General features: G+C 63.4%; 18 protein-coding genes and 1 pseudogene. 9 read left to right on the forward strand and 10 right to left on the reverse strand.

The window, feature by feature from the left end:
• The first annotated feature begins 2 nt into the window (after nt 1–2).
• The 3 genes from IVB47_RS33670 (at nt 3) to IVB47_RS33680 (ending at nt 2,802) form a co-directional block, all read left to right on the forward strand.
• Nucleotides 3–1,703: a transporter gene (locus IVB47_RS33670; RefSeq protein WP_247467994.1), complete on the forward strand. Its 1,701-nt coding sequence runs from the start codon at nt 3–5 to the stop codon at nt 1,701–1,703.
• Nucleotides 1,704–1,734: 31 nt separating this feature from the next.
• Complete coding sequence (locus IVB47_RS33675) at nt 1,735–2,172, forward strand: hypothetical protein (RefSeq protein WP_027569347.1); 438 nt, start codon at nt 1,735–1,737, stop codon at nt 2,170–2,172.
• A gap of 177 nt (nt 2,173–2,349) precedes the next feature.
• Entirely contained in the window at nt 2,350–2,802 is a 453-nt protein-coding gene (locus IVB47_RS33680; RefSeq protein WP_247467997.1) for a hypothetical protein, read from the forward strand.
• Between the two features lie 82 nt (nt 2,803–2,884).
• On the opposite strand, the gene ppk2 is transcribed toward IVB47_RS33680, so the two are convergent.
• Both ppk2 and IVB47_RS33690 read right to left on the reverse strand, forming a co-directional pair.
• Nucleotides 2,885–3,685 (reverse strand): polyphosphate kinase 2, encoded by an 801-nt coding sequence (gene ppk2 / locus IVB47_RS33685; protein ID WP_247467999.1) that lies wholly within the window; start codon nt 3,683–3,685, stop codon nt 2,885–2,887.
• A 36-nt stretch (nt 3,686–3,721) separates the two neighbouring features.
• Nucleotides 3,722–4,174: a hypothetical protein gene (locus tag IVB47_RS33690; RefSeq protein WP_247468002.1), complete on the reverse strand. Its 453-nt coding sequence runs from the start codon at nt 4,172–4,174 to the stop codon at nt 3,722–3,724.
• A 181-nt stretch (nt 4,175–4,355) separates the two neighbouring features.
• On the opposite strand from IVB47_RS33690, the gene IVB47_RS33695 reads away from it, so the two are divergent.
• The 5 genes from IVB47_RS33695 (at nt 4,356) to IVB47_RS33715 (ending at nt 10,131) form a co-directional block, all read left to right on the forward strand.
• On the forward strand, nt 4,356–4,763 hold the full coding sequence (locus IVB47_RS33695; protein WP_035962349.1) for a hypothetical protein: 408 nt from the start codon (nt 4,356–4,358) through the stop codon (nt 4,761–4,763).
• The gene (locus tag IVB47_RS33700) at nt 4,756–5,988 is read left to right on the forward strand and encodes a biotin/lipoyl-binding protein (protein ID WP_247360152.1); all 1,233 of its coding nucleotides are present in this window, start codon (nt 4,756–4,758) and stop codon (nt 5,986–5,988) included. The genes IVB47_RS33695 and IVB47_RS33700 overlap by 8 nt, the downstream gene beginning before the upstream one ends.
• A gap of 113 nt (nt 5,989–6,101) precedes the next feature.
• The gene (locus IVB47_RS33705) at nt 6,102–7,421 is read left to right on the forward strand and encodes a TAXI family TRAP transporter solute-binding subunit (RefSeq protein ID WP_247468006.1); all 1,320 of its coding nucleotides are present in this window, start codon (nt 6,102–6,104) and stop codon (nt 7,419–7,421) included.
• A 155-nt stretch (nt 7,422–7,576) separates the two neighbouring features.
• Nucleotides 7,577–9,217: a DUF3300 domain-containing protein gene (locus IVB47_RS33710; protein ID WP_247468009.1), complete on the forward strand. Its 1,641-nt coding sequence runs from the start codon at nt 7,577–7,579 to the stop codon at nt 9,215–9,217.
• Entirely contained in the window at nt 9,214–10,131 is a 918-nt protein-coding gene (locus IVB47_RS33715; RefSeq protein ID WP_247468012.1) for a DUF2950 domain-containing protein, read from the forward strand. The genes IVB47_RS33710 and IVB47_RS33715 overlap by 4 nt, the downstream gene beginning before the upstream one ends.
• Nucleotides 10,132–10,244: 113 nt before the next feature.
• On the opposite strand, the gene IVB47_RS35465 is transcribed toward IVB47_RS33715, so the two are convergent.
• The 4 genes and pseudogenes from IVB47_RS35465 to IVB47_RS33735 all read right to left on the reverse strand — a co-directional run bounded on the left by IVB47_RS35465 (nt 10,245) and on the right by IVB47_RS33735 (nt 14,586).
• Entirely contained in the window at nt 10,245–11,033 is a 789-nt protein-coding gene (locus IVB47_RS35465; protein WP_346730829.1) for a HAMP domain-containing sensor histidine kinase, read from the reverse strand.
• A pseudogene (locus tag IVB47_RS33725) lies at nt 11,010–11,966 on the reverse strand (MASE4 domain-containing protein); the annotation flags it as partial. The gene IVB47_RS35465 and the pseudogene IVB47_RS33725, both read right to left, overlap by 24 nt.
• A 75-nt stretch (nt 11,967–12,041) precedes the next feature.
• A complete protein-coding gene (locus tag IVB47_RS33730) occupies nt 12,042–13,409 on the reverse strand; it encodes an amidase (RefSeq protein WP_247468014.1) in 1,368 nt (455 codons plus the stop codon).
• Nucleotides 13,390–14,586, reverse strand: a complete 1,197-nt coding sequence (locus IVB47_RS33735; RefSeq protein ID WP_247468017.1) for an MFS transporter — start codon at nt 14,584–14,586, stop codon at nt 13,390–13,392. Before IVB47_RS33735 ends, IVB47_RS33730 begins: the two co-directional genes overlap by 20 nt.
• A gap of 26 nt (nt 14,587–14,612) precedes the next feature.
• On the opposite strand from IVB47_RS33735, the gene IVB47_RS33740 reads away from it, so the two are divergent.
• Nucleotides 14,613–14,948, forward strand: coding sequence for a hydroxyisourate hydrolase (locus tag IVB47_RS33740; RefSeq protein WP_247468021.1), 336 nt, complete (start codon nt 14,613–14,615; stop codon nt 14,946–14,948).
• Here the strand turns inward: IVB47_RS33740 and IVB47_RS33745 are convergent, their stop codons facing one another.
• Genes IVB47_RS33745 through IVB47_RS33760 form a run of 4 tightly spaced genes read right to left on the reverse strand, consistent with a single transcriptional unit; the run spans nt 14,949 to nt 18,818 of the window.
• The gene (locus tag IVB47_RS33745) at nt 14,949–15,764 is read right to left on the reverse strand and encodes an ABC transporter permease (protein ID WP_247468024.1); all 816 of its coding nucleotides are present in this window, start codon (nt 15,762–15,764) and stop codon (nt 14,949–14,951) included.
• Nucleotides 15,764–16,627, reverse strand: a complete 864-nt coding sequence (locus IVB47_RS33750) for an ABC transporter permease (RefSeq protein WP_247468027.1) — start codon at nt 16,625–16,627, stop codon at nt 15,764–15,766. Before IVB47_RS33750 ends, IVB47_RS33745 begins: the two co-directional genes overlap by 1 nt.
• Nucleotides 16,628–16,646: 19 nt before the next feature.
• Nucleotides 16,647–17,693, reverse strand: coding sequence for an ABC transporter substrate-binding protein (locus IVB47_RS33755; RefSeq protein WP_247282375.1), 1,047 nt, complete (start codon nt 17,691–17,693; stop codon nt 16,647–16,649).
• 30 nt (nt 17,694–17,723) lie between these two features.
• A complete protein-coding gene (locus IVB47_RS33760) occupies nt 17,724–18,818 on the reverse strand; it encodes an ABC transporter ATP-binding protein (protein WP_247468030.1) in 1,095 nt (364 codons plus the stop codon).
• Nucleotides 18,819–18,836: the final 18 nt, after the last annotated feature.

Genomic DNA, 18,836 nt, shown 5'->3' on the forward strand with positions numbered 1-18,836 from the left:
ACATGCAAGGGTTTTTCACGTTCTTGCAGCAGAACCCGTTTCTGTTGCTGTTCTTCGTCGTCGGGCTCGCCGTCTGGATCGGCCGGGCCAGCATCAAGGGGTACGGCCTCGGCATGGTTGCCGGCGCCATCGTAGTGGGCGCAGCCCTTTCGGTCTGGGCCTCGACCTACGGCGTGAAGCTTGAGCTCAACACCTTTGCCAAGAGCCTCTTCTACTATCTGTTCATGTATGGCGTCGGCCTGCGCGTGGGGCCGTCCTTCATCAACAGCCTGAAGGGCGATGGGCTGAAATTCTGTATCCTTGCCCTGGTGTCGAGCGTCCTTGGTCTGGCGCTTGTCGTCATCTGCTCAAAACTCTTCGCGCTGCCGATCGGGGCCGCCGGCGGCATGCTGGCGGGGTCGCAGACCATGTCGGCCGCGATCGGTTCGGCCGAGCAAGCCATCACCTCCGGTGTCGTGAAGCTTCCTGACGGCATGAAGGCCGAGGACGCGTCGGGCATGATCGCGCTGTCCTACGGCATCACCTACATCTGGGGCACGGTCGGCATCATCTTGATCTGCAAGTACCTGCCGCGCTGGTGGGGCGTCGACGCCAAGGCGGCTGCCAGGCAGTACGAGCAGGAGTTCGGCGTCAAGGATCTCGAAGGCGGCGGCCTGACGGGTTACCGGCAGTTCGGCCTGCGCGCCTACCGGCTCGAAAACCCGGCCCAGGTCGGCATGAGCATCGCCAAATTCCGTGTGATGAATCCCGAATACCGCATCGTCAACGTGGCGCGCGGCGGAGAGCCGCAGGGCGCCGATCCCGAATTCGTCCTGCAAAAGGGCGACGTCGTCGCGCTCGGCGGCTCGACCGAACATCTGACCGACAAGATGGGCCTGATCGGTCCCGAGGTTGCCGACGCCAAGACGCTCGGCATTCCCATGGATCAGGCGGACATCCTCGTCACCAACAAGGAGATGGCCGGACGGACCTTTGAATCCTTCCGCGATACGGCCATCGCGGGCCAGCTGCAGGTCACCAAGGTGGAACGTGGCGGCGTACAGATCCCTGCGGGTCTCAAGACTGAGTTGCAGCGGATGGACATCGTCTCGGTGGTCGGCATCAAGTCGGCAGTCAGCGAGCTCGGCGAGATGTGGGGACGTATTGCGCGGACCAACACCTCGACCGACCTGTTGACGCTTGCCTCAGGCATGATCATCGGCTTCCTGATCGGGATGATCGAATTTCCAGCCTTCGGCGCCAAGATCGGCCTCGGCAATGCCGGTGGATTGTTGCTGTCCGGCGTGATCGTCTCGTCGCTGGTCTCGCGGCTCCGCTTCTTCGGCAATACGCCGAACGCGGCGCGCAACGTGCTGGAGGATCTCGGCCTCGTGGTCTTCGTCGCCATCGTCGGTATCAATGCCGGCGCCGGACTGTTGGCGCAACTCACGGGCGCGGTTGCCTTGAAGATCTTCGTCGCCGGCTTCATTGCCTGCACGATCCCGCCGTTCATCGTCTGGGCAATCGGCTATCACGTGTTCAAAATTAATCCGGCCGTGTTGATGGGCGGCGTTGCCGGTGCGCGGTCGCACTCCGGTCCGTGCCGTGAAGCCGCGGTGGAAATCCAGAGCTCCGTGCCCTGGATCGGATTCCCGGTCGGCTACGCGGTGTCCGGCATTCTGCTCACCGTGTTCGGCTACTTCGCGATGATCCTGGCTCAATAGCTCGGCGTCACAACCAGAGGAAATAAAACTCATGAGAAAAGTCGCTATCTATGCCGCCCTGGTCGCCTCGCTGGCAGGCGTCGCCGGCTTCAGCACGCCCTCGCGGGCAGAGACCGGTCAGGTGGCCGTTGTCTTCACCAAGGGCGGTTTCATCGTTGGTGTCGGTGGCGGCGAGGGCGTTCTGCTGCTCCGGGGCCACAAATATCCCTTCACCGTCTCGGGCATGAGCGTCGGCTTCACGATCGGCGCCTCGACCACCAAGCTGGTCGGCCGCGCCCTCAACCTGAGGGGGCCGGAGTCGATCGAAGGCTCCTATGCTGTGGGCGGGGCGGGCGGTGCCATCGCCGCCGGCGCAGGTGCCGTTCAGCTGCAAAACGGCAACGGCGTGATTCTGCAGCTCAGCGGACCGAAGGTCGGAGCCGAGCTGTCAGCTGCGGTGGGGGGCGTGACGATAAGTTTGAAGCGCTAGAGCGGCAGTCGGGCCGCTTTGGCAGTCGCGGCGTTCAAGCCAGAATGGCGGCTGCTTCTCTCAGGCACGTAAGTCAGGGAAGCGGCCGCAGATCAGCGCCAGGTTCGGGTGCCAACCGCGTTTCGCGAGGCATCGTCGAAAAGCGGATCACGGCACCCATACCGAGGAGGACATGCCATGCTTCGTTATCTCCTAGCTCTTGCTGCAACCTTCGTTCTTCTCACGGCCACGCTCATTCCTGATGACGCCTATGCCCGCCGCGGAGGCGGTGGCGGCTATCGCGGAGGTGGAGGGGGCATGCGCGCCGGAGGTTTCCATGGCGGCGCCGTTCACGCCGGTCGGATCCATGGCGGAGGCGGACGCCATTACGCAGGAGGTCCGCGGCCAAGCCATCCGATCGCCGGTCGTCCGGGTCGCCCCGGTTACCCTGTTGCGGGCCGTCCCGGCCGTCCGATCGCCGGTTATCCTGGAGGCTATCCGCGATATGGCTATCGAGGCGCGGCTTACGGTGCTGCTGCCGTCGGTGCGGCCGCCGCCGGCGCCTATGGATACTACAACAACAACTACAACAACGGTTGTTATCAGGACACGTATGGCAACTGGGTCTGTCCCAATCAGTACCCGTATTGAAAGAATGCATTGCTGACGGGCCCAGCGAAGTCCGTCGGCAGCATCGATCGGACCGCGCCCGCCGTGCGGCCCGATCACCTCGTCAATAGCGTTCGGTGACGAAGTTCATCGCGCGCAGGACCGCCTGGTCATTGTAGCGCCCCTTGTCTGAACGCTTCGGCAGCTTCACCTTGTCCTTCTTGATCCGCTTGTGCGGGATAGCCTCCAGGATGTGCGCGATACAGTTCAGCCGCGCCCGCCGCTTGTCGTCGGAGCGAATGATGTACCAAGGCGCGTCCTTCGTGCTCGTCTTCTTGAGCATCAGGTCGCGCGCGCGCGAATAATCATACCAGCGTTTGAAAGATTCGAGGTCCATCGGACTCAGCTTCCATTGCCGCACCGGATCGTCGATGCGGGCGTTGAAGCGGCGCTCCTGCTCGTCCATCCCGACCTCGAGCCAGATCTTGATCAGGATGATGCCGCCGTCGATGGCGTACTTTTCCATCTGCGGGCAGAGCGCGAGGAAACGATCGTGCTCGGCGGGCGAGCAGAACCCCATGACATATTCGACGCCGGCGCGATTGTACCAGCTCCGGTCGAAGATCACGATCTCGCCGCCGGCCGGAAACTGCTTCATGTAGCGCTGGAAGAAAAGCTGCGTCTTTTCGCGATCCGATGGCGCCGGCAGCGCCACCACCCGGAATACGCGCGGGCTGACCTTTTCGGTGATCGCCTTGATCGTGCCGCCCTTGCCGGCCGCGTCGCGGCCTTCGAACAGGACGATGACTCGAAGCTTGTTTTCCTTTACGTAATCCTGGAGATGGCAAAGCTCGATCTGGAGCTTTTCGAGCTCCTTCTCGTAGTCCTTGCGTTTCATCCGCTCTGAGGCTTCGTCCTTTGCCATGCCGCTCCGCCTTCTCTTAACTCGGCCGAAACGTGATCAGTCGCCCCAGGAAATGATGACGCCGATGTCGCCGGGCACGCCGTCAGGAAATTCGATGACCTGATAGCCGATGCGATAGCCGCGAGGCTTGAGGTATTCGGACCAGAGCTCGAAGATCTCTTTTGGAATTCCCGTCAGCGTTTTCTCCCAGCCCGCCTCCATTTGGTTGATCGCGCGGCCCTTGTCGGTGCACAGAGTGTTCGGGAAGCGATAGACCTGCACTTCGGTCAGGCCGTTGCGAACCGCGCGCTGGATGATGGTCGAGGCGAGCTTGATTTTCTCCTCCTCGGATTTGCCGGACGGTTTGCTCAGCCGTTCGATCAAGTCGCGCTTCTCGGCTTCGGCCGCGGCGGCGAGGCGAACATATTCCTCGGCCTTTCTGGCTTCCTCGAGTGCAGCTTCCTTGCGAATTTGCAGTGCGTTGGGAATGAGCTCATCGATGCCGGGCATGATTGGTACGTTCCTGGCTTGCTGTGGGAGCGGAGTCAGGGCTAAGCTAGGTTTCGCGCCGTTCGGACCTTTGATTCATATCAAGCAATTTTCTCACCTGCGCGGCCACGGTAACGAGCCGGCGCGCAGACCGCCCTGATCCCTTCTGTGGAGGCGACCATTGAGCGAGCAACTTCATCCGATGGCCCCGCATCATCTGCCGTTCTATCTCGCGCCGGGAAGCGGCACGGACGTGTTGATGGTCGTGATGGGAATCTTCCTGGTCGGCACCGTGCTCTGGGTCGGTACGCTCTATTGGAAGCTGCACAGCCTGCCCGAACGAATGGCGCACAAGTCGCAGAAGCTGCAGTTCGAGATCGTGGCCGTGCTGGGCATCATCTCGCTCTTTACGCACATGCACATTTTCTGGGTGGCCGGCCTTCTGCTCGCGATGATCGACTTGCCAGATTTCGGCACGCCGCTGCGGAGTATCGCAGGCTCGGTCGAGAGGATCGCTGACGCCGCGCCAGGTGAGGGTCGGGAGCCCGAACTACCAGGCTTGCCGCCGGTCGAGAAGCCGATCGCCAAGAAGGAGCATAGCCATGTTTGAGCTCATGTTCTGCTCCCTCCTGACCATCCTGCCGGACTACCTCTACCGCCGCTATGCCCAGGGCAAACGTTTCGGCAAGGAGATCACCTTCTTTTCCATCTGGTATGAATTGCGATGGGGCATCACCGGCTGCCTGATGCTGACGATTTCTCTGATCACCATGATCTTCTACTTTCACCCGTCAACCACCTCGGCCACGCTCTATTTTCGCACGGTGCCGATCCTGCCCGAGGGCTCCGGCCGGGTGGCGGAAGTCAATGTCGGCTACAGCGAGGCCGTGAAGAAGGGTGACGTGCTGTTCAGGCTGGACGGTTCGAAGCAGAAGGCTGCTTTGGAAACAGCCACCCGCAAGATCGCCGAGGTCGACGCTGCGATGACAAGCGCCGAAAACGACGTCGTCAAAGCCGAAGCGCAAATCCAGGAAGCCAAGGCCAGCCTTCAGCAAGCAAAGGACGAACTGGATGTCAAGACGGAGTTGCAGCGCCGCAACCCCGGTATCGTCCCGCAGCGCGATATCGAGAAATTACAGGTCGTGGTCAACCAGCGGCAGGCTGGTGTGGACTCTGCCACCGCGTCCAAGACGTCAGCGACGTTGCGACTTTCAACGCTGTTGCCGGCTGAAAAGGCGAGCGCCCAGGCGGCGTTGGCGGAAGCGCAGGTCGATTTGGACAAGACCTTTGTTCGCGCCGGGGTCGACGGCCGCGTGGAGCAATTCCTGGTCCGCACCGGCGATGTCGTCAATCAGCTGATGCGCCCGGCCGGTGTGCTGGTTCCGGACGGTGCCGGCAGGCGCGCCTTGCAGGCCGGCTTTGGTCAGATCGAGGCGCAGGTGATGAAGGTCGGCATGGTGGCGGAAGCAACCTGCATCTCGAAGCCGTGGGTGATCATTCCCATGGTCGTCACCAGCGTCCAGGATTTCATCGCGGCCGGGCAGTTCCGAACCGGCGAGCAACTGATCGAGGCGCAGAATGTCGGGCGACCTGGAACGATTCTGGCTTTCCTGGAGCCGCTCTACAAGGGCGGGCTAGAAGGCGTGACGCCGGGCAGCAGCTGCATCGTCAATGCCTATACCAGCAATCATGAGGAGATCTCCGCGAAGGAGACGGGCACGGGGCGGGCAATTGCCTTGCACGTCGTCGATGGTGTTGGCCTCGTGCACGCCATGCTCTTGAGAATTCAGGCGCTCTTGCTGCCGATCAAAACGCTGGTGCTGAGCGGGCACTGACAGGCTTCGCTTTGGTTTGAATCGCACTTCGGTTCAGCGATGCGCCTCAGTTGAGCCGGTCTGGCCTCATGAGCCAGTCCGACCACCGAGCGCATATCAACTGTGAGCGCCACATGGTCCCTGCGAGAATGCCGGTTTGGCTTCGTTCTATCATTGTCGCCAGCGCTGTTGTGCTTGTGCTTGGAGCTGGCCTGTTCGGCTACCGCTGGTACTCTCGCCCGACGACGCTGACCATCGCGGTCGGATCGCTGGATGGCGAAGCCACGCGTCTGGTATCGGCGTTGGCAAGCCGGCTTGCCGTCGCGAACGCGCCGGTCCGGCTCAAGCTGGTGGAAACCACCAACGCGCTTGATGCCGCCGAGCAGTTTGCGGCGGAAAAAGTCGAGCTTGCTGTCGTCCGCGGTGACGTCGGCGACCTATCGCAGGCGCAGGCTATCGTGGTCCTCGCCCATGCCGTTGTCCTGTTGGTTGCGCCGCCGGGCTCCTCGATTACCGAAATCGCTGGTCTGAAGCGCACCAGCGTCGGCGTGATCGGCGGCGAGATGAATCGCAAGGTCGTCGACGTCCTCAGCGACGAATACGGCCTTGGACGCGCCAACGTGACATTCCGCAATCTCCAGCCGGCAGACGCGCGGCGGGCGCTCGATGCCAAGGAGGTACGAGCGATTTTGATCGTCGTTCCTCTTGCCGAAAAGTATCTGGCCCTCTTGCGCGGCCTCTTTCTGCAGACGCCGAAGACCGCGCCGGTCCTCCTTCCCGTCGAGGCAGCTGGTGCCATCGCGGAGAAGCAGCGCGCCTATGAAAGCTTCGATGTCCCGAAGGGCACGCTGCGCGGTTCGCCGCCTGTCCCGAGCGAGGATCTCACCACGCTGCGGGTTTCGTTCTATGTGGTCGCGCAAAAGCAGCTCAGCGCAGAGGTGGCGGGCAGCCTAGCCGACGCGCTGATGAAGGCACGCAGGGACCTGCTCGGCGAATTGCCGATCCTCTCGCAAATGACCGCGCCGAGCACGGATTCGGACGCCTTCCTCCCGGTCCATCCCGGCGCCGCAGCATTCTACAACGGAACGCAGCAGAGCTTTCTGGACGAATGGGGGAACATCATCTTCCTCGCTCCCATGATCTTCGGCGGCCTCATCTCCGTATTGGCAGCGGCCTGGAAATTCCTTCAGGTGCGTGATCCCTCTAAAGACGAACGAGGCCTGGACTCGCTGTATGCGCTGGGCGCGCGGATACGCAGGACCGATGCGGAGGCCGAACTGTCCGATATCGAGGTCGAGATCGACCGGGTGCTCCACGCTCAGCGCGCCAAAGCTGCGGCAGGGGACGAGAATGCGCTCGATGTCACGACCCTGAATGTCGCTGCGCATCGCCTTCAGAGCCTGATTCATGATCGCCGGGTTTTGCTGTCCGCGCTCCCGGGCTCCAGCGCCTGAGCGGCGCCATCGGATCTCGACCGGATCGAACGTCCGGCCGGCCGTGGAATGAATAGCGCGGACTTCGAGAGAGGTCCATGTTCCTTGATCTTGATCAATAAAGGTCACTGATCGTCCAAGATGCTTGGCCCAACGAGGGTTCAAGGGAGGACGCGATGCTTCGTTGCGGTAGGACTCTGATCGCGATGGCGCTGCTCTTGGTGATGCCCGTGGCCGCGGCAGCCCAAACCGCGGACACTTCGGCGGCCTCAGGTAGCCAAGCCCAAACGGCGAGCCAGCCGCCAGCGGTTGCCGAATTGCTCAAACCCGAGCAGCTCGAAGCTCTGGTCGCGCCGATCGCGCTCTATCCCGACGAACTGCTCGCCAATGTGCTGGCGGCATCTACCTATCCTCTGGAGGTCGTTCAGGCCGATCGGTGGCTGAAAGAGCGCAAGACTCTAAAGGGTGATGCCCTGAAGACTGAAGTCGAGAAGCAGCCGTGGGATGACAGCGTCAAGGCGCTGGCCTCAACCGCCGAAGTGTTGACCATGATGAGCGACAAGCTCGACTGGACCAAGGCGCTGGGCGACGCCGTGCTCGCGCAGCAACCGGATGTGATGGATGCGGTGCAGCGGCTGCGCACCAAGGCCTATGACAACAAGAAGCTGGTGACCACCACGCAGCAGAAGGTCAGCGTCAAGACCGAGGAAAGCAGGCAGGTGGTCGTGATCGAGCCGGCAGTTCCCGATACGATATACGTGCCGTACTACGAGCCTGCGACAGTCTACGGCGCGTGGCCCTACACCGAGTATCCACCGTATTACTTTGGCTATCCCTCCTATATCGGCGCGGGTGTGGTCGCGGCTGGTCTTGCATTCGGCACGGCTTGGGCCATTGGCCGCTGGGGCAATTATTGGGGCGGCGGCTGCAACTGGGGCAACCGCAACGTCTATATCAATCACCGAACTACCAACATCGGAAACGCCTGGCAACACAATCCGTCGCATCGCCAGGGCGTTCGCTACAACAATTCAAATGTTCAGCAGCGCTTCGGCAATAGCAATCTGAAGGCCGGCGCCGCCGACCGGATGGATTTCCGCGGCCGCGACGGACAGCAGAAGCCGGGACAGGATCGGCCTGGTGCGGGAGATCGCGCAGGAGATCGTGCCGGCGACCGCGCAGGTGATCGAAGCGGTGACCGACAAGGCCCGGGGGATCGTGCCAAGGCCGGGGGCGATCGTGCTAAAGGTGGTGGCGATCGCGCGGCCAAGGGTGGTGGTGCCAAGAATGCCGGCGCAAAAAGTGCCAGCTCTAAAGCGGGCGGTGCCAAGGGCGGCGGTGGCGCCAAGGCAGCGAACCGCGGGGGTGGCGGCGCCCTGAACGTGTCGTCGGGCCGCTCGGCGGCTGCAGCATCGGCCCGTGGCCAGGCGAGCATGGCGAGCATGGGACCGCGCGGTGGCGGCGGCGGAGGTGCGAGCTTCGCCGGCCGAGGCGGCGGCGGAGGCTTCCAAGGTGGCGGTGGCGGTGGCCGCGGTGGCGGTGGCGGACGGCGTTCCGATATCGGGCTGAAGCATGATGTCGTTCTGCTCGGCCATCTCGCAAGCGGCCTTGGTTACTACCGCTTCAGCTATATCGGCAGCGACAAGGCCTATGTCGGGGTCATTGCGCAGGAAGTCGAAGAGGTGAAGCCAGAAGCCGTTACCCGCGGAGCCGATGGTTATCTCCGGGTCTATTACGAGAAGCTCGGTCTAAAATTCCGTACGTATCGGGATTGGCTCGCCGGCGGCGCGACGATTCCTGCGCAGGTGATGCCATGATAAGCTTCAAGTCGCTTCATCGCGTCGCCCTGCCGGCCATCATGGCGCTGGCGCTCACGAGTTCGCCATCCCGGGCGCAGCAATCGTATCCGACACCGGAGGATGCAGCGGCGGCGCTCGCGTCGGCGGTCAAGAACGGACCGGAACGGGCTATCCTGAAAGTGCTCGGCAGCGCTGCCGAGGACATCGTCTCGTCCGGTGGTGAGGTCGCCGACGTCGACATCCGGAAACGTTTCACCTCGATGTACGACGCCAAGCATTCGATCAAAGCGGAGGGTAACAAGAAGGCAATGCTGATGTTGGGTCCGGACGAATTCCCGTTCCCGATCCCGCTCGTCAACACCAGGACCGGCTGGGAATTCGATATCGCCGAAGGTCGCATCGAGGTGCTCTATCGCCGCATCGGCCGCAATGAGCTCGACGCCATCCAGACCAGTCTCGCCTTTGTCGATGCCGAGAACGACTACGCCGACAAGGATCGCGGCGAGGGGGCCGGCGTGTACGCACAACGCATCGTCAGCAGCGCGGGCAAGAAGGACGGGTTGTTCTGGCGTGACGACAATGACCAGAGCCCGCTCGGCGCGTTAGCAGCGCAGGCTTCGGCTGAAGGCTACAAGGCCGAGGAGGGTGCGGCGCCCTACCACGGCTATTATTTCCGGATCCTGAAGGGGCAGGGGTCGAACGCGCCAGGCGGCGCGCTCAACTATGTGGTCAATGGCAAGATGATCGGAGGTTTTGCACTGGTCGCCTGGCCTGCCGAGTACGGCAATTCCGGCGTCATGACCTTCCTGGTCAACCGTGCGGGCGTTATCTACCAGAAGGATCTCGGTTATCGGACCAAGGTTCTCGTGTCCCGCATGACTGCATTCGATCCGGACCAGACCTGGAAGAAGGTCGATGGTGCAAAACCCTGAGCGACGTACGCAGATAGTGCGTCTGGCACCCTCGTATCGGTCGCCAACCTTAGCGCGATCATGATCTCTATGAAGTGAGCGAAAGGCGGAACGATCGTGAGGGTCTCGTGGTGTCATTGCGACGAAGTGGGAGCGGAGATTGGCATCTCCAACTCGAAAACGGAGCCCCTGACGTCCGATTTGACCAGCCTCAACCTTCCTCCGCACCTTGCGACCAGGTTGGAGGAGATGGCCAGTCCCAACCCCATACCGCCTTGCTTCGTCGTGAAGAAAGGGTCGAAGATGCGCTCTTGATGACGCGGTGTGATGCCGGTGCCCGAGTCCTCGACGGACAAATGGACCGTTGCGCCACCATCGAGGGCGGTTTTCAGACGGAGCTCTCGTTGGTCGGCGGGGACAGAGCTCATTGCGTCAATCGCGTTTTTGCAGAGGTTCAGGACAATCTGCTGAAGCTCAGTGCCGTCCAGTGCGACTGGAGGTATGTTGCCCTGAAGCTCCGTCGTCACTGATACGCCATTGGCCAGGAGATCGTGCTTCAACAGTCTCAGCGTAAGCTCCGCGATGTCCTCGACGTTTGCCGAAGCGCCGCCGCGCGCCGTTTTGATTGTAATCTCGCGAATGCTCGATATGATGTCAGCCGCCCGACCGCCGTCGGCTTCGATGTCACAGAGGATGTTCTCGAGTTCCTCGAGTTCAGGGGAGGCAGCTCGCAAGTGACTCAACCCGGTCGCAGCATTGAGCGAGATGGCCCCTAATGGCGACCTCAGCTCATGGGCGATCGCGCCAGTGACCGCGTCGATGCTGAGAAGCCGGTTCGCTCGTTCGCGTCGCTGCAGGGCAATGACGCTGGCAAGGCGCGAATAGATAAACATCGTTTCGATGAGCAATACGGTCAGCAACATGCAACTGCCGACCAGAACGAAACCGCGTGCTGCGTACCAACCGATGGTGAACCGAACCGAACTGCCGATGATCGCCACCAGGAAATTGGGCAGGTAGGCGAGTAAAGTCACCATTAGCCAAAGGTCAAGAATGGTGCGCATGCGCGCAAACAGGACGGTGAGAGCGGTCACATTCCAAAGCAAAAGTATCAGGTTGACCTGATTACCGAGAGGGGTCTGATGCCTGACGTCGTTCACGTAGAAGCTAGGGAGAAATTCGGCTTTCGCGGTCACCATTCACGTCAGTGCTGCCACGGTGGCAGCGATGCAGCCGAAAGCTAGTGCGATCGCGGCTATTGCAGGTCTGCCTGGTCGGCCGGCGGCGGAGTGATCCTTTGTGAATCCGTACACCAGGATAGCCGCGGGAAAAGCGGTGTGCCAAAGCACGTAAAGCCAAGCGGGGCTATCCAGTCCATTTCCAATGACACCTGCGGTGGCGTATCCGTTCGGAAAGGCGAGCGTTTGCAGGAATGCGAACGATCCGCTGAAAACGTACCCGCTCGCGAGTGCGAGAAGTGCCCGCTGAGGCTGGATCGAAAATTGAGCAAACAGCAGGGCTGCCGTGATGAATTCGGCCAGGGCCAACGCGGTCTGCAATACTGGAACGAAACCATTGATCTGGCCCAATTGGATCCGGGCGAACGGCGCGATGGCCGCTGCAAGGACGATGAGCAAGACGGCGACACCCACCGCCCAGGCCTTTTGGCGAGGGGTTGCGGGCATGTTCGCGATGATCAATGGGAATTCTTGCTCATCATCGTAGGCGGGCTCGGCGGCTGCGTTGGCCGATCGTTGGCTCGCTCGCGCAATGCCCGGCCCCGATGCTGTCGCACCGCCGCCAAGTCCCATGAACTTGCGCTGGCTCATTCCGCCTCCGGGACCACGAGACAGCATCTTACTCGTCCCCGCGCCCGTTGAAAGCCCATAAGGGGGATCGGCGTCTTCGGAAGAGACATCTGACGGCCGGACTTATGTTCGCAGCATCGCCTCGATATCTTGCGCTGCTTCAAGCAGCGTGCGGTCTTGTCCGCGCGCGGCGATGACCTGGAGGCCGAATGGAAGTCCGGACCGGTCCGTTCCGCACGGTATCGAAATCGCAGGCAGCCGGGCATGATTGACGAAGGGCGTTAACGCCGCATGCGCGCGCGGGCTCGCCGCGCGGCCACCGATCCTGTCGGGTCCGGACTGGGTGAATGGCCACGCGACACAGGGGACGGTGGGCGCCAGCAGCAGATCGACCTCGGCGAAGAATGCCGCGAAAGCATTGGCGATCCCGGCACTTGCCAGCAACGCACCGGCAACGTCGGCGCCCGACCACGACATCCCTCGCTCGATCTGCCTGGCGATGTCAGGATCGAAGACCGCCGGATTCTCGCGGAACGCGTCTCGATAGAGTGCGGCGAGCCCGGCGTGCTGAAGCGGCATGATGGCCTCTTCCGTCGCGCCCGCCGGCCAGACGGGATCGCGCTGCGCGATGCCGAGGCCTGCGGCGGAGAGACGCGCGATGGCGAAAACGAGCCCGTTAGCGACAACATCATCGACGGCGACGTCGAGCCCAAGGCGTGGCGAGAACGCGATGCGCAGACCGGCGATGTTTTTAGCCCCTTGAGCGATGGGGGCTGAATCCGGGTCGCGCGGATCGATACCGGCCATGGCCTCGAACGCCAACGCGATATCGGCGATATCGGTGGCGATCGGCGCGATGACGGAGAGGCCGAAGAACGGTTCGGCGAAGCCGGGCCCATAGGGGATCGCGCCATACGACGGCTTGAACCCGGCGATGCCGACATGAGCCGGCGGCCTGCGGCTCGATCCGCCCGCATCGGTACCGATCGCCAGCGGCACGAGGCCGGCCGCAACCGCGGCAGCAGGGCCGCCCGACGAGCCACCGGGGGTCAACGTGGGATCGAGTGGATGCCGCGTCGGCCCATACAGCGGCGAGGTTGTCACGCCCTTGCAGGCGAATTCCGACGTTGCGCCGATGCCGACGACGACGGCGCCGGCCTTGCGCAGCCGCTCGATCGCAATCGCATCCTGCGGCGCGACGAATTCAGCGAACAGGCGCGAGCCCTGTGTCACACGCCAGCCGCCGACCCAGATGTTGTCCTTGACGATGACGGGGACACCGGCGAGCGGCATCGCCTCGCCGGCACGCAAGCGATCATCGACCGCTGTGGCGTCGGCAAGCGTACGCGCGGGAGCGGTCGTCACCACCGCGTTCAGCGCCTTGGCGGCCTCGATGCGCGCAAGCGCGGCCTTGGCGGTCTCGACCGCACTCGTCCGTCCGGCGGAGACGTCGGCCGCAATCTCGCACGCGCTACTTCTTCGTGTTGTCATGGCCTCCCCAGATCAGTGCCAATGTGCCGCAGAGGGCGAGGCACGCCAAGGCGAAGAAGGCGGCACCAAGACTGGCTGCGCCGTCGAGGAGCGACACCAGTGCCGGTGCTGCCAAGAGGCCGGCGTAGGATGCTGTCAGCACCGCGCCGGTGGTTTCGCCGATCCTGTCCTGCGGCGCGAGGCGGGCGATCTCGGCCACGAAGACACCGTTCCAGCCCGAGGCCGTCAGGCCGAACAGAGTTGCAATCGCAAACTGGCCCGTCCGTCCGAGCGATGCGCCATCGAGACCCAGCAGCGCGGCGCAGAAAGTCATGCCGAGGCCGATGACGACGAGAACTCCGCGTGAGGCGTTGAGGCGCATTGCGACGAGGCCCCAGCCGAGCCGGCCGACCAGCCCGCCGGCCTGGGCGCAGGCGAGCGCCATACCGGCCTCGACATGGCTGAGGCCGAGTTCGCGGGTGCCGAGCGTGACGAAGACCGTATTGAGCGACACCTGCATTGCGCTGAACGGCATCGAGGCCAGCGCCAGCATTCCGATGCGTCGATCCGCGGTCACCAATGCCAGCCGCATGCGAAGGCCAAGCTGTGGCTGTGGAATGACCTTGGCGGCGTAAGCCGGCCGCAAGCGCTCGAACCACGCTATCGCCAGCAGCGCACAGGCGCCCACGGCGGCATAGCACCAGGCGGGCTCGAGCGAGATTGCGATCGCGGGCAGAACCAGCGAGCCGCAGACGGCGCCGATCTGGTTTCCGGTCTGGCGAACCGAGAACACGAACGCGCGCCGCTCGGTCGTCACGAGCCGCGCCAGCAGCGCCGCGCTTGCGGGCGTCTCCGGTCCGAAGGCGAGGCCAAGACAGAGGCCGGCTGCGAGCAGGGCCGCCGTCGAGCCGAGCGAAGCCAGCGCCATGCTGGCGATGATCGCCGCCGCGCAGAGGCTCGCGATCCGCAGCGAGCCCAAGCGGGCGATGAACCCGCCGCCCAAGAACGAGGCGGGAATGCCGACCGCGAACACGGCGCAGGAGAACATCGAGAGCTGCCAGACTTCGATCTGGGCGCGCGGTGCCACCACGCCCGGCGCGAACAGAGCCAGCGCCACCAGCGCCTGCAGTGAGGTCATGGCGCCAAGCGCCGGCAGCAATGCCGGCGCTGGTCGAACGGCCGTGTTTGCGTCTACCATGGTGCTGCGCTCACGGGAGGAACATTGTGGCAGGCGGTATTTCCATTCACGCGGTCGATGTGGCGGGCGGACGTCCGGCGCAGGGTCTGCGTGTCGAGATCTGGCGGATCGATCCGGACTCGTTGCGCGTCGCCGACGGTCGGCTTGGTGCCAACGGCGTGCTCGATCATCCCGTTGCGCAGGGCGCGGGCGTGACGGCAGGCGAGTACGAGGTCCTGTTTCATCTCGGCGAGTTCTTTGGCGAGCGCGAGGAGTTCCTTACGGTGACGCCGTTCCGCTTTCGCATCAAGGATGTCGACGAGCATTTCCATCTACCGCTGAAATTCACGCGTTGGGGCTATTCGCTGTTCCGCGGCGCTTGATCAGTTGGTTAGCCGCCGCGACAGTCCCGTGACACGCTCCATGATCGCGACCAGCGCTACGGTTGCGATGATCAGCACGCCCGACAGCGCGGCGATGGTGACGTCGAGCTTGCCCTCGAGGTCCTGCCACATCCGGATCGGCAGCATGTCAGTGGCGGCATCGCGCAGGAACAGCGACACCGGCACGTTGTCGAACGACGACATGAAAGCGATGAAGGCCCCCGCGATGATGCCCGGCCGGATCAGCGGCAGCACGATGCGCCGGAACGTGTAGATGCGGCTGGCGCCCAGCACGGCCGAGCTCTCCAGCAGGGTCGGCTCCAGCTGGGCAAGCGCCGCAATCGTGTTGCGCACCACATAGGGGACGCAGACGACGGTGTGGCCAATCACCAATGTCAGCGGCGACACTGGCAATCCGACCAGCGAGAACAGCATCAACGCGGCAAGGCCGAAGGCCAGCGCCGGCAGCACCAGCGGCGACATGAAGAGGGAATCGAGCAGCCGGGCCGACAGCGTCGGCGAGCGCGAAATCGCGAGCGCGGCGGCGACGCCGAGCACCACGGACAGGCCGGTTGCCCACAGCGCCACGATGAAGCTGTTCTTGGCTGCGAAGTGCAGCTGCCAGGCGTTCCACAATTCGGCGTACCAGCGCAGCGAATAGCCCGGCGGCGGGAAACGCAGCGAGAAGCCGCTGGTAAAGGAGACGATCAGCACCACCAGCGACGGCGCGATGATGATGACCAGCGCGATGATCGCGACCACGGTCATGACCAGCTCGAAGCTGAACGCCTCCAGAGTACGCTTGCGCCCGCTCATCACGCACCTCCATAGCCGCGCGACAGGCGGCCGAGTGTGGTGAAGACGGAAACGACCGCGAGCACGGCCAGCAAAAAGATGATCGAGATTGCGGAGGCAAACGGCCAGTTCTGCAGCGTCGAGGCCTGCTGATAGAGATACATCGGCATGAACAGCATCTGGCCGCCGCCGATCAGCGACTGGGATATAAAGGCCGTGATTGCCGCGGCGTAGGTCAGTGTGCAACCAGCGATCACGCCGGGCAGCGACAGCGGCAGCACGATCTTGAAGAAGGTGCGCCAGCTTCCGGCGCCGAGCGAGCAGGAGGCATCGTCGAGATTGGAATCGATCCGGCCGAGCGCGGTGATCAGCGGCAACGTCATCAGCGGCATCTGCACTTGCGCCAGCGCGATCACCACGCCGAACTGGGTGTAGAGCAGTTTTAAGGGCGTATCGATGATGCCGAGCGATTGCAGCGTCGCGTTGATAATGCCTTGGCGGCCCAGAATGACGATCCAGGCGAAGGTGCGCACCACGACGCTGGTCAGGAGCGGTAGCAGCACGATCAGGATAATGATGGTCTGAAGCCGCGGCCCGACCCGCTGGTAGAGCCAGGCGATGGGAAAGCCGAGCACGAGGCAGACGGCTGTCACCTCCGCCCCAAGCAGCAGCGTCGAGCCGAGCACGCTGAGGCTGAAGGGGTCGGTGAGGAAGTGCAAATATTGGCCGAGCCCCCAATGGAGCGCGGCCGTGTCGTTGTGGAGCGAGAGCCAAAGCAGTTGCAGCAGCGGCGCCACGAAGAAGACCAGGAAGAACAGCGCCAGCGGCACTGCCAATCCCATCCCGTGGGAGGTCACGTCCCGTGGTGCCGGTGCTGCGCCCATCGTCGGGTCCCTAAAGCTCTTAGATCTTGATCTCGCGGTTGAAACGCTCGATCCAGGCCGAGCGCTGCTCGTTGATCTTCTTCCAGTCCTGGAACACGAATTTCTGCTTCAGCTCGGCGGTGTCCTTGGCGAGCACGCGCGCAATCTCGCCGCCCATCGTCACCTTGGAATTGGTCGGCACGATCAGATAGGGCGGGTTCATCAGCGTGGTCTGCACCTCGGGCGTCAACGACGCCTCGATCAGCTTGAAGGCGAGTTCGCGGTTGGGCGAGTTCTTGACGATGTGGATCGTGGTCTTGAAGGCGATGGCACCTTCCTTCGGGGCCACGAACTCGACCGGCACGCCGCGCGCTTTCAGGATCTGGATGGCGTTGAAATTGCCGGGCGAGATATCGATCTGGCCCTGCTGGAACAGGGTGGCGAGCGCGCCGGGATTGGCGGCGACCGCGGCGAGGTTGGGCTTCAGCTCCTCGATCGCCTTGAAGCCGGGATCGACATTGGCTTCCGAGCCGCCGCGCATCTTGGCGATCTCGACCAGCCAGCCGGTCCCGAGCGTCGAGTTAAGATTGGTGATGCCGACGCGGCCCTTGAACTCGGACTTCCACAGATCGGCCCATGAGGTCGGCGGCGTCTTGACCGCCTCCGGATTGTAGGTGAGGCCGACGACCTGGAAGAACGGGGCAGGGCCCATCGGCTCCTGCGCCTCGGCGATGAGGTCCTTGTAATAGGCGCTCTTCTCGACGGGGTAAGGCTCGACCAGGTCCTGGCCGATCGCGACCAGGGCGGGGCCGGGATCGTGCAGCATGACGTCGATCGGCGGATTGGCCTTGGCGGCGTTCACCTTGGCGATCTGGTCGACCGAGAGCATGGGGTCGAGCACCATTGCGGCGTCCGCGTTGGCCTTGCGGAACGCCGGCACCAGCACGGCCTTGTGCGCCTCCTCCCAGCTTCCGGTGAAGGTCGCAAACACCAGCGGCCGTGCCTGGGCATAGCTCAATCCGGGAAACGCCTTCATGGCACCGAGCGTGAGTGCGGTCGTTATCAGGCTTCGGCGGTTCATGATCATGGTCGAACTCCCTCTGGACAAAAACTGGATCTAAAGCGTTGCAGGAAAAGCGTTGGCGAGCGACGGGGCGAGTGGCGCGAGGCGCACCGCGGCGCCGCTCTCCAGCGTGCGCGTCTCGCCGATGCGCGCCTGTGAGATCTTGACGCTGGAGCCGTCGGCGGTGGTGATCTCGTGCACGACCGTGGCCCCGAGCGGCAGCGACATGCCGACCACTCCGGCAAAGCCGGTCTCGTCGCCGACGAATTGCAGATGCTCGGGGCGGATACAGACGGTGACGCGGCCGCCTTCGGCAAACGCGCCACCCGCCGGCCGCGCGATGATCTCAGCGCCAGCATCGAGGCGGACTTTGGCGGCCGTCCGGTCCGCCGAGACGACCACGCCGTGCATGCGGTTGCTGGCGCCGACGAACGTGTTGACGAACAGCGTCTGCGGCCGGTCGTAGACATCGGACGGCGATCCGAACTGCTCGAGCTTGCCGTGGCTCAGCACCGCGACGCGGTCGGCCATCGACAGCGCTTCTTCCTGGTCATGGGTCACGATCACCGTGGTGATGCCGGAGACGCGCTGGAGCCGCTTGACTTCGATCTGCATGTCGAGCCGCAAATTCTTGTCGAGCGCGGCAAAGGGCTCGTCGAGCAGCAGGATCGACGGCTTGATCGCGAGCGCGCGGGCCAGCGCGACGCGCTGCTGCTGGCCGCCGGAGAGCTGACGTGGCAACCGTTCTGACATTGTCGGCAGCTGCACCAGATCCAGCAGGCGTTGGGCTTCGCGCTGGCGGGTCGCCTTGTCGACGCCGCGCGCGGCAAGTCCGTAAGCGACGTTCTCGCCGATGCTGAGGTGGGGGAATAGTGCGTAGTTCTGGAACACAATGCCGACCGCGCGGCGGTTCGGCGGCAGCGCGTCGACGATGTCGTCGCCGATGATGATCCGTCCCTGGGTCTGCGCGATGAAGCCGGCGATGATGCGCAGCAGGGTGGTCTTGCCGCAACCGGAGGGCCCAAGCAGCGCGATGATCTCGCCGCCCTTGATGTCGAGATTGATGTTCTCGACCGCGAGCGCGCCGCTCGGATAGCGGTGAGTGACGGCGTCGACGACGAGCGATCGGCCGCCTTGCACTTCAGCCATGATGTTGCCTCCCGTTGC

Origin of the sequence: Bradyrhizobium sp. 62, assembly GCF_023073035.1 — a bacterium.
GTDB lineage: Bacteria > Pseudomonadota > Alphaproteobacteria > Rhizobiales > Xanthobacteraceae > Bradyrhizobium.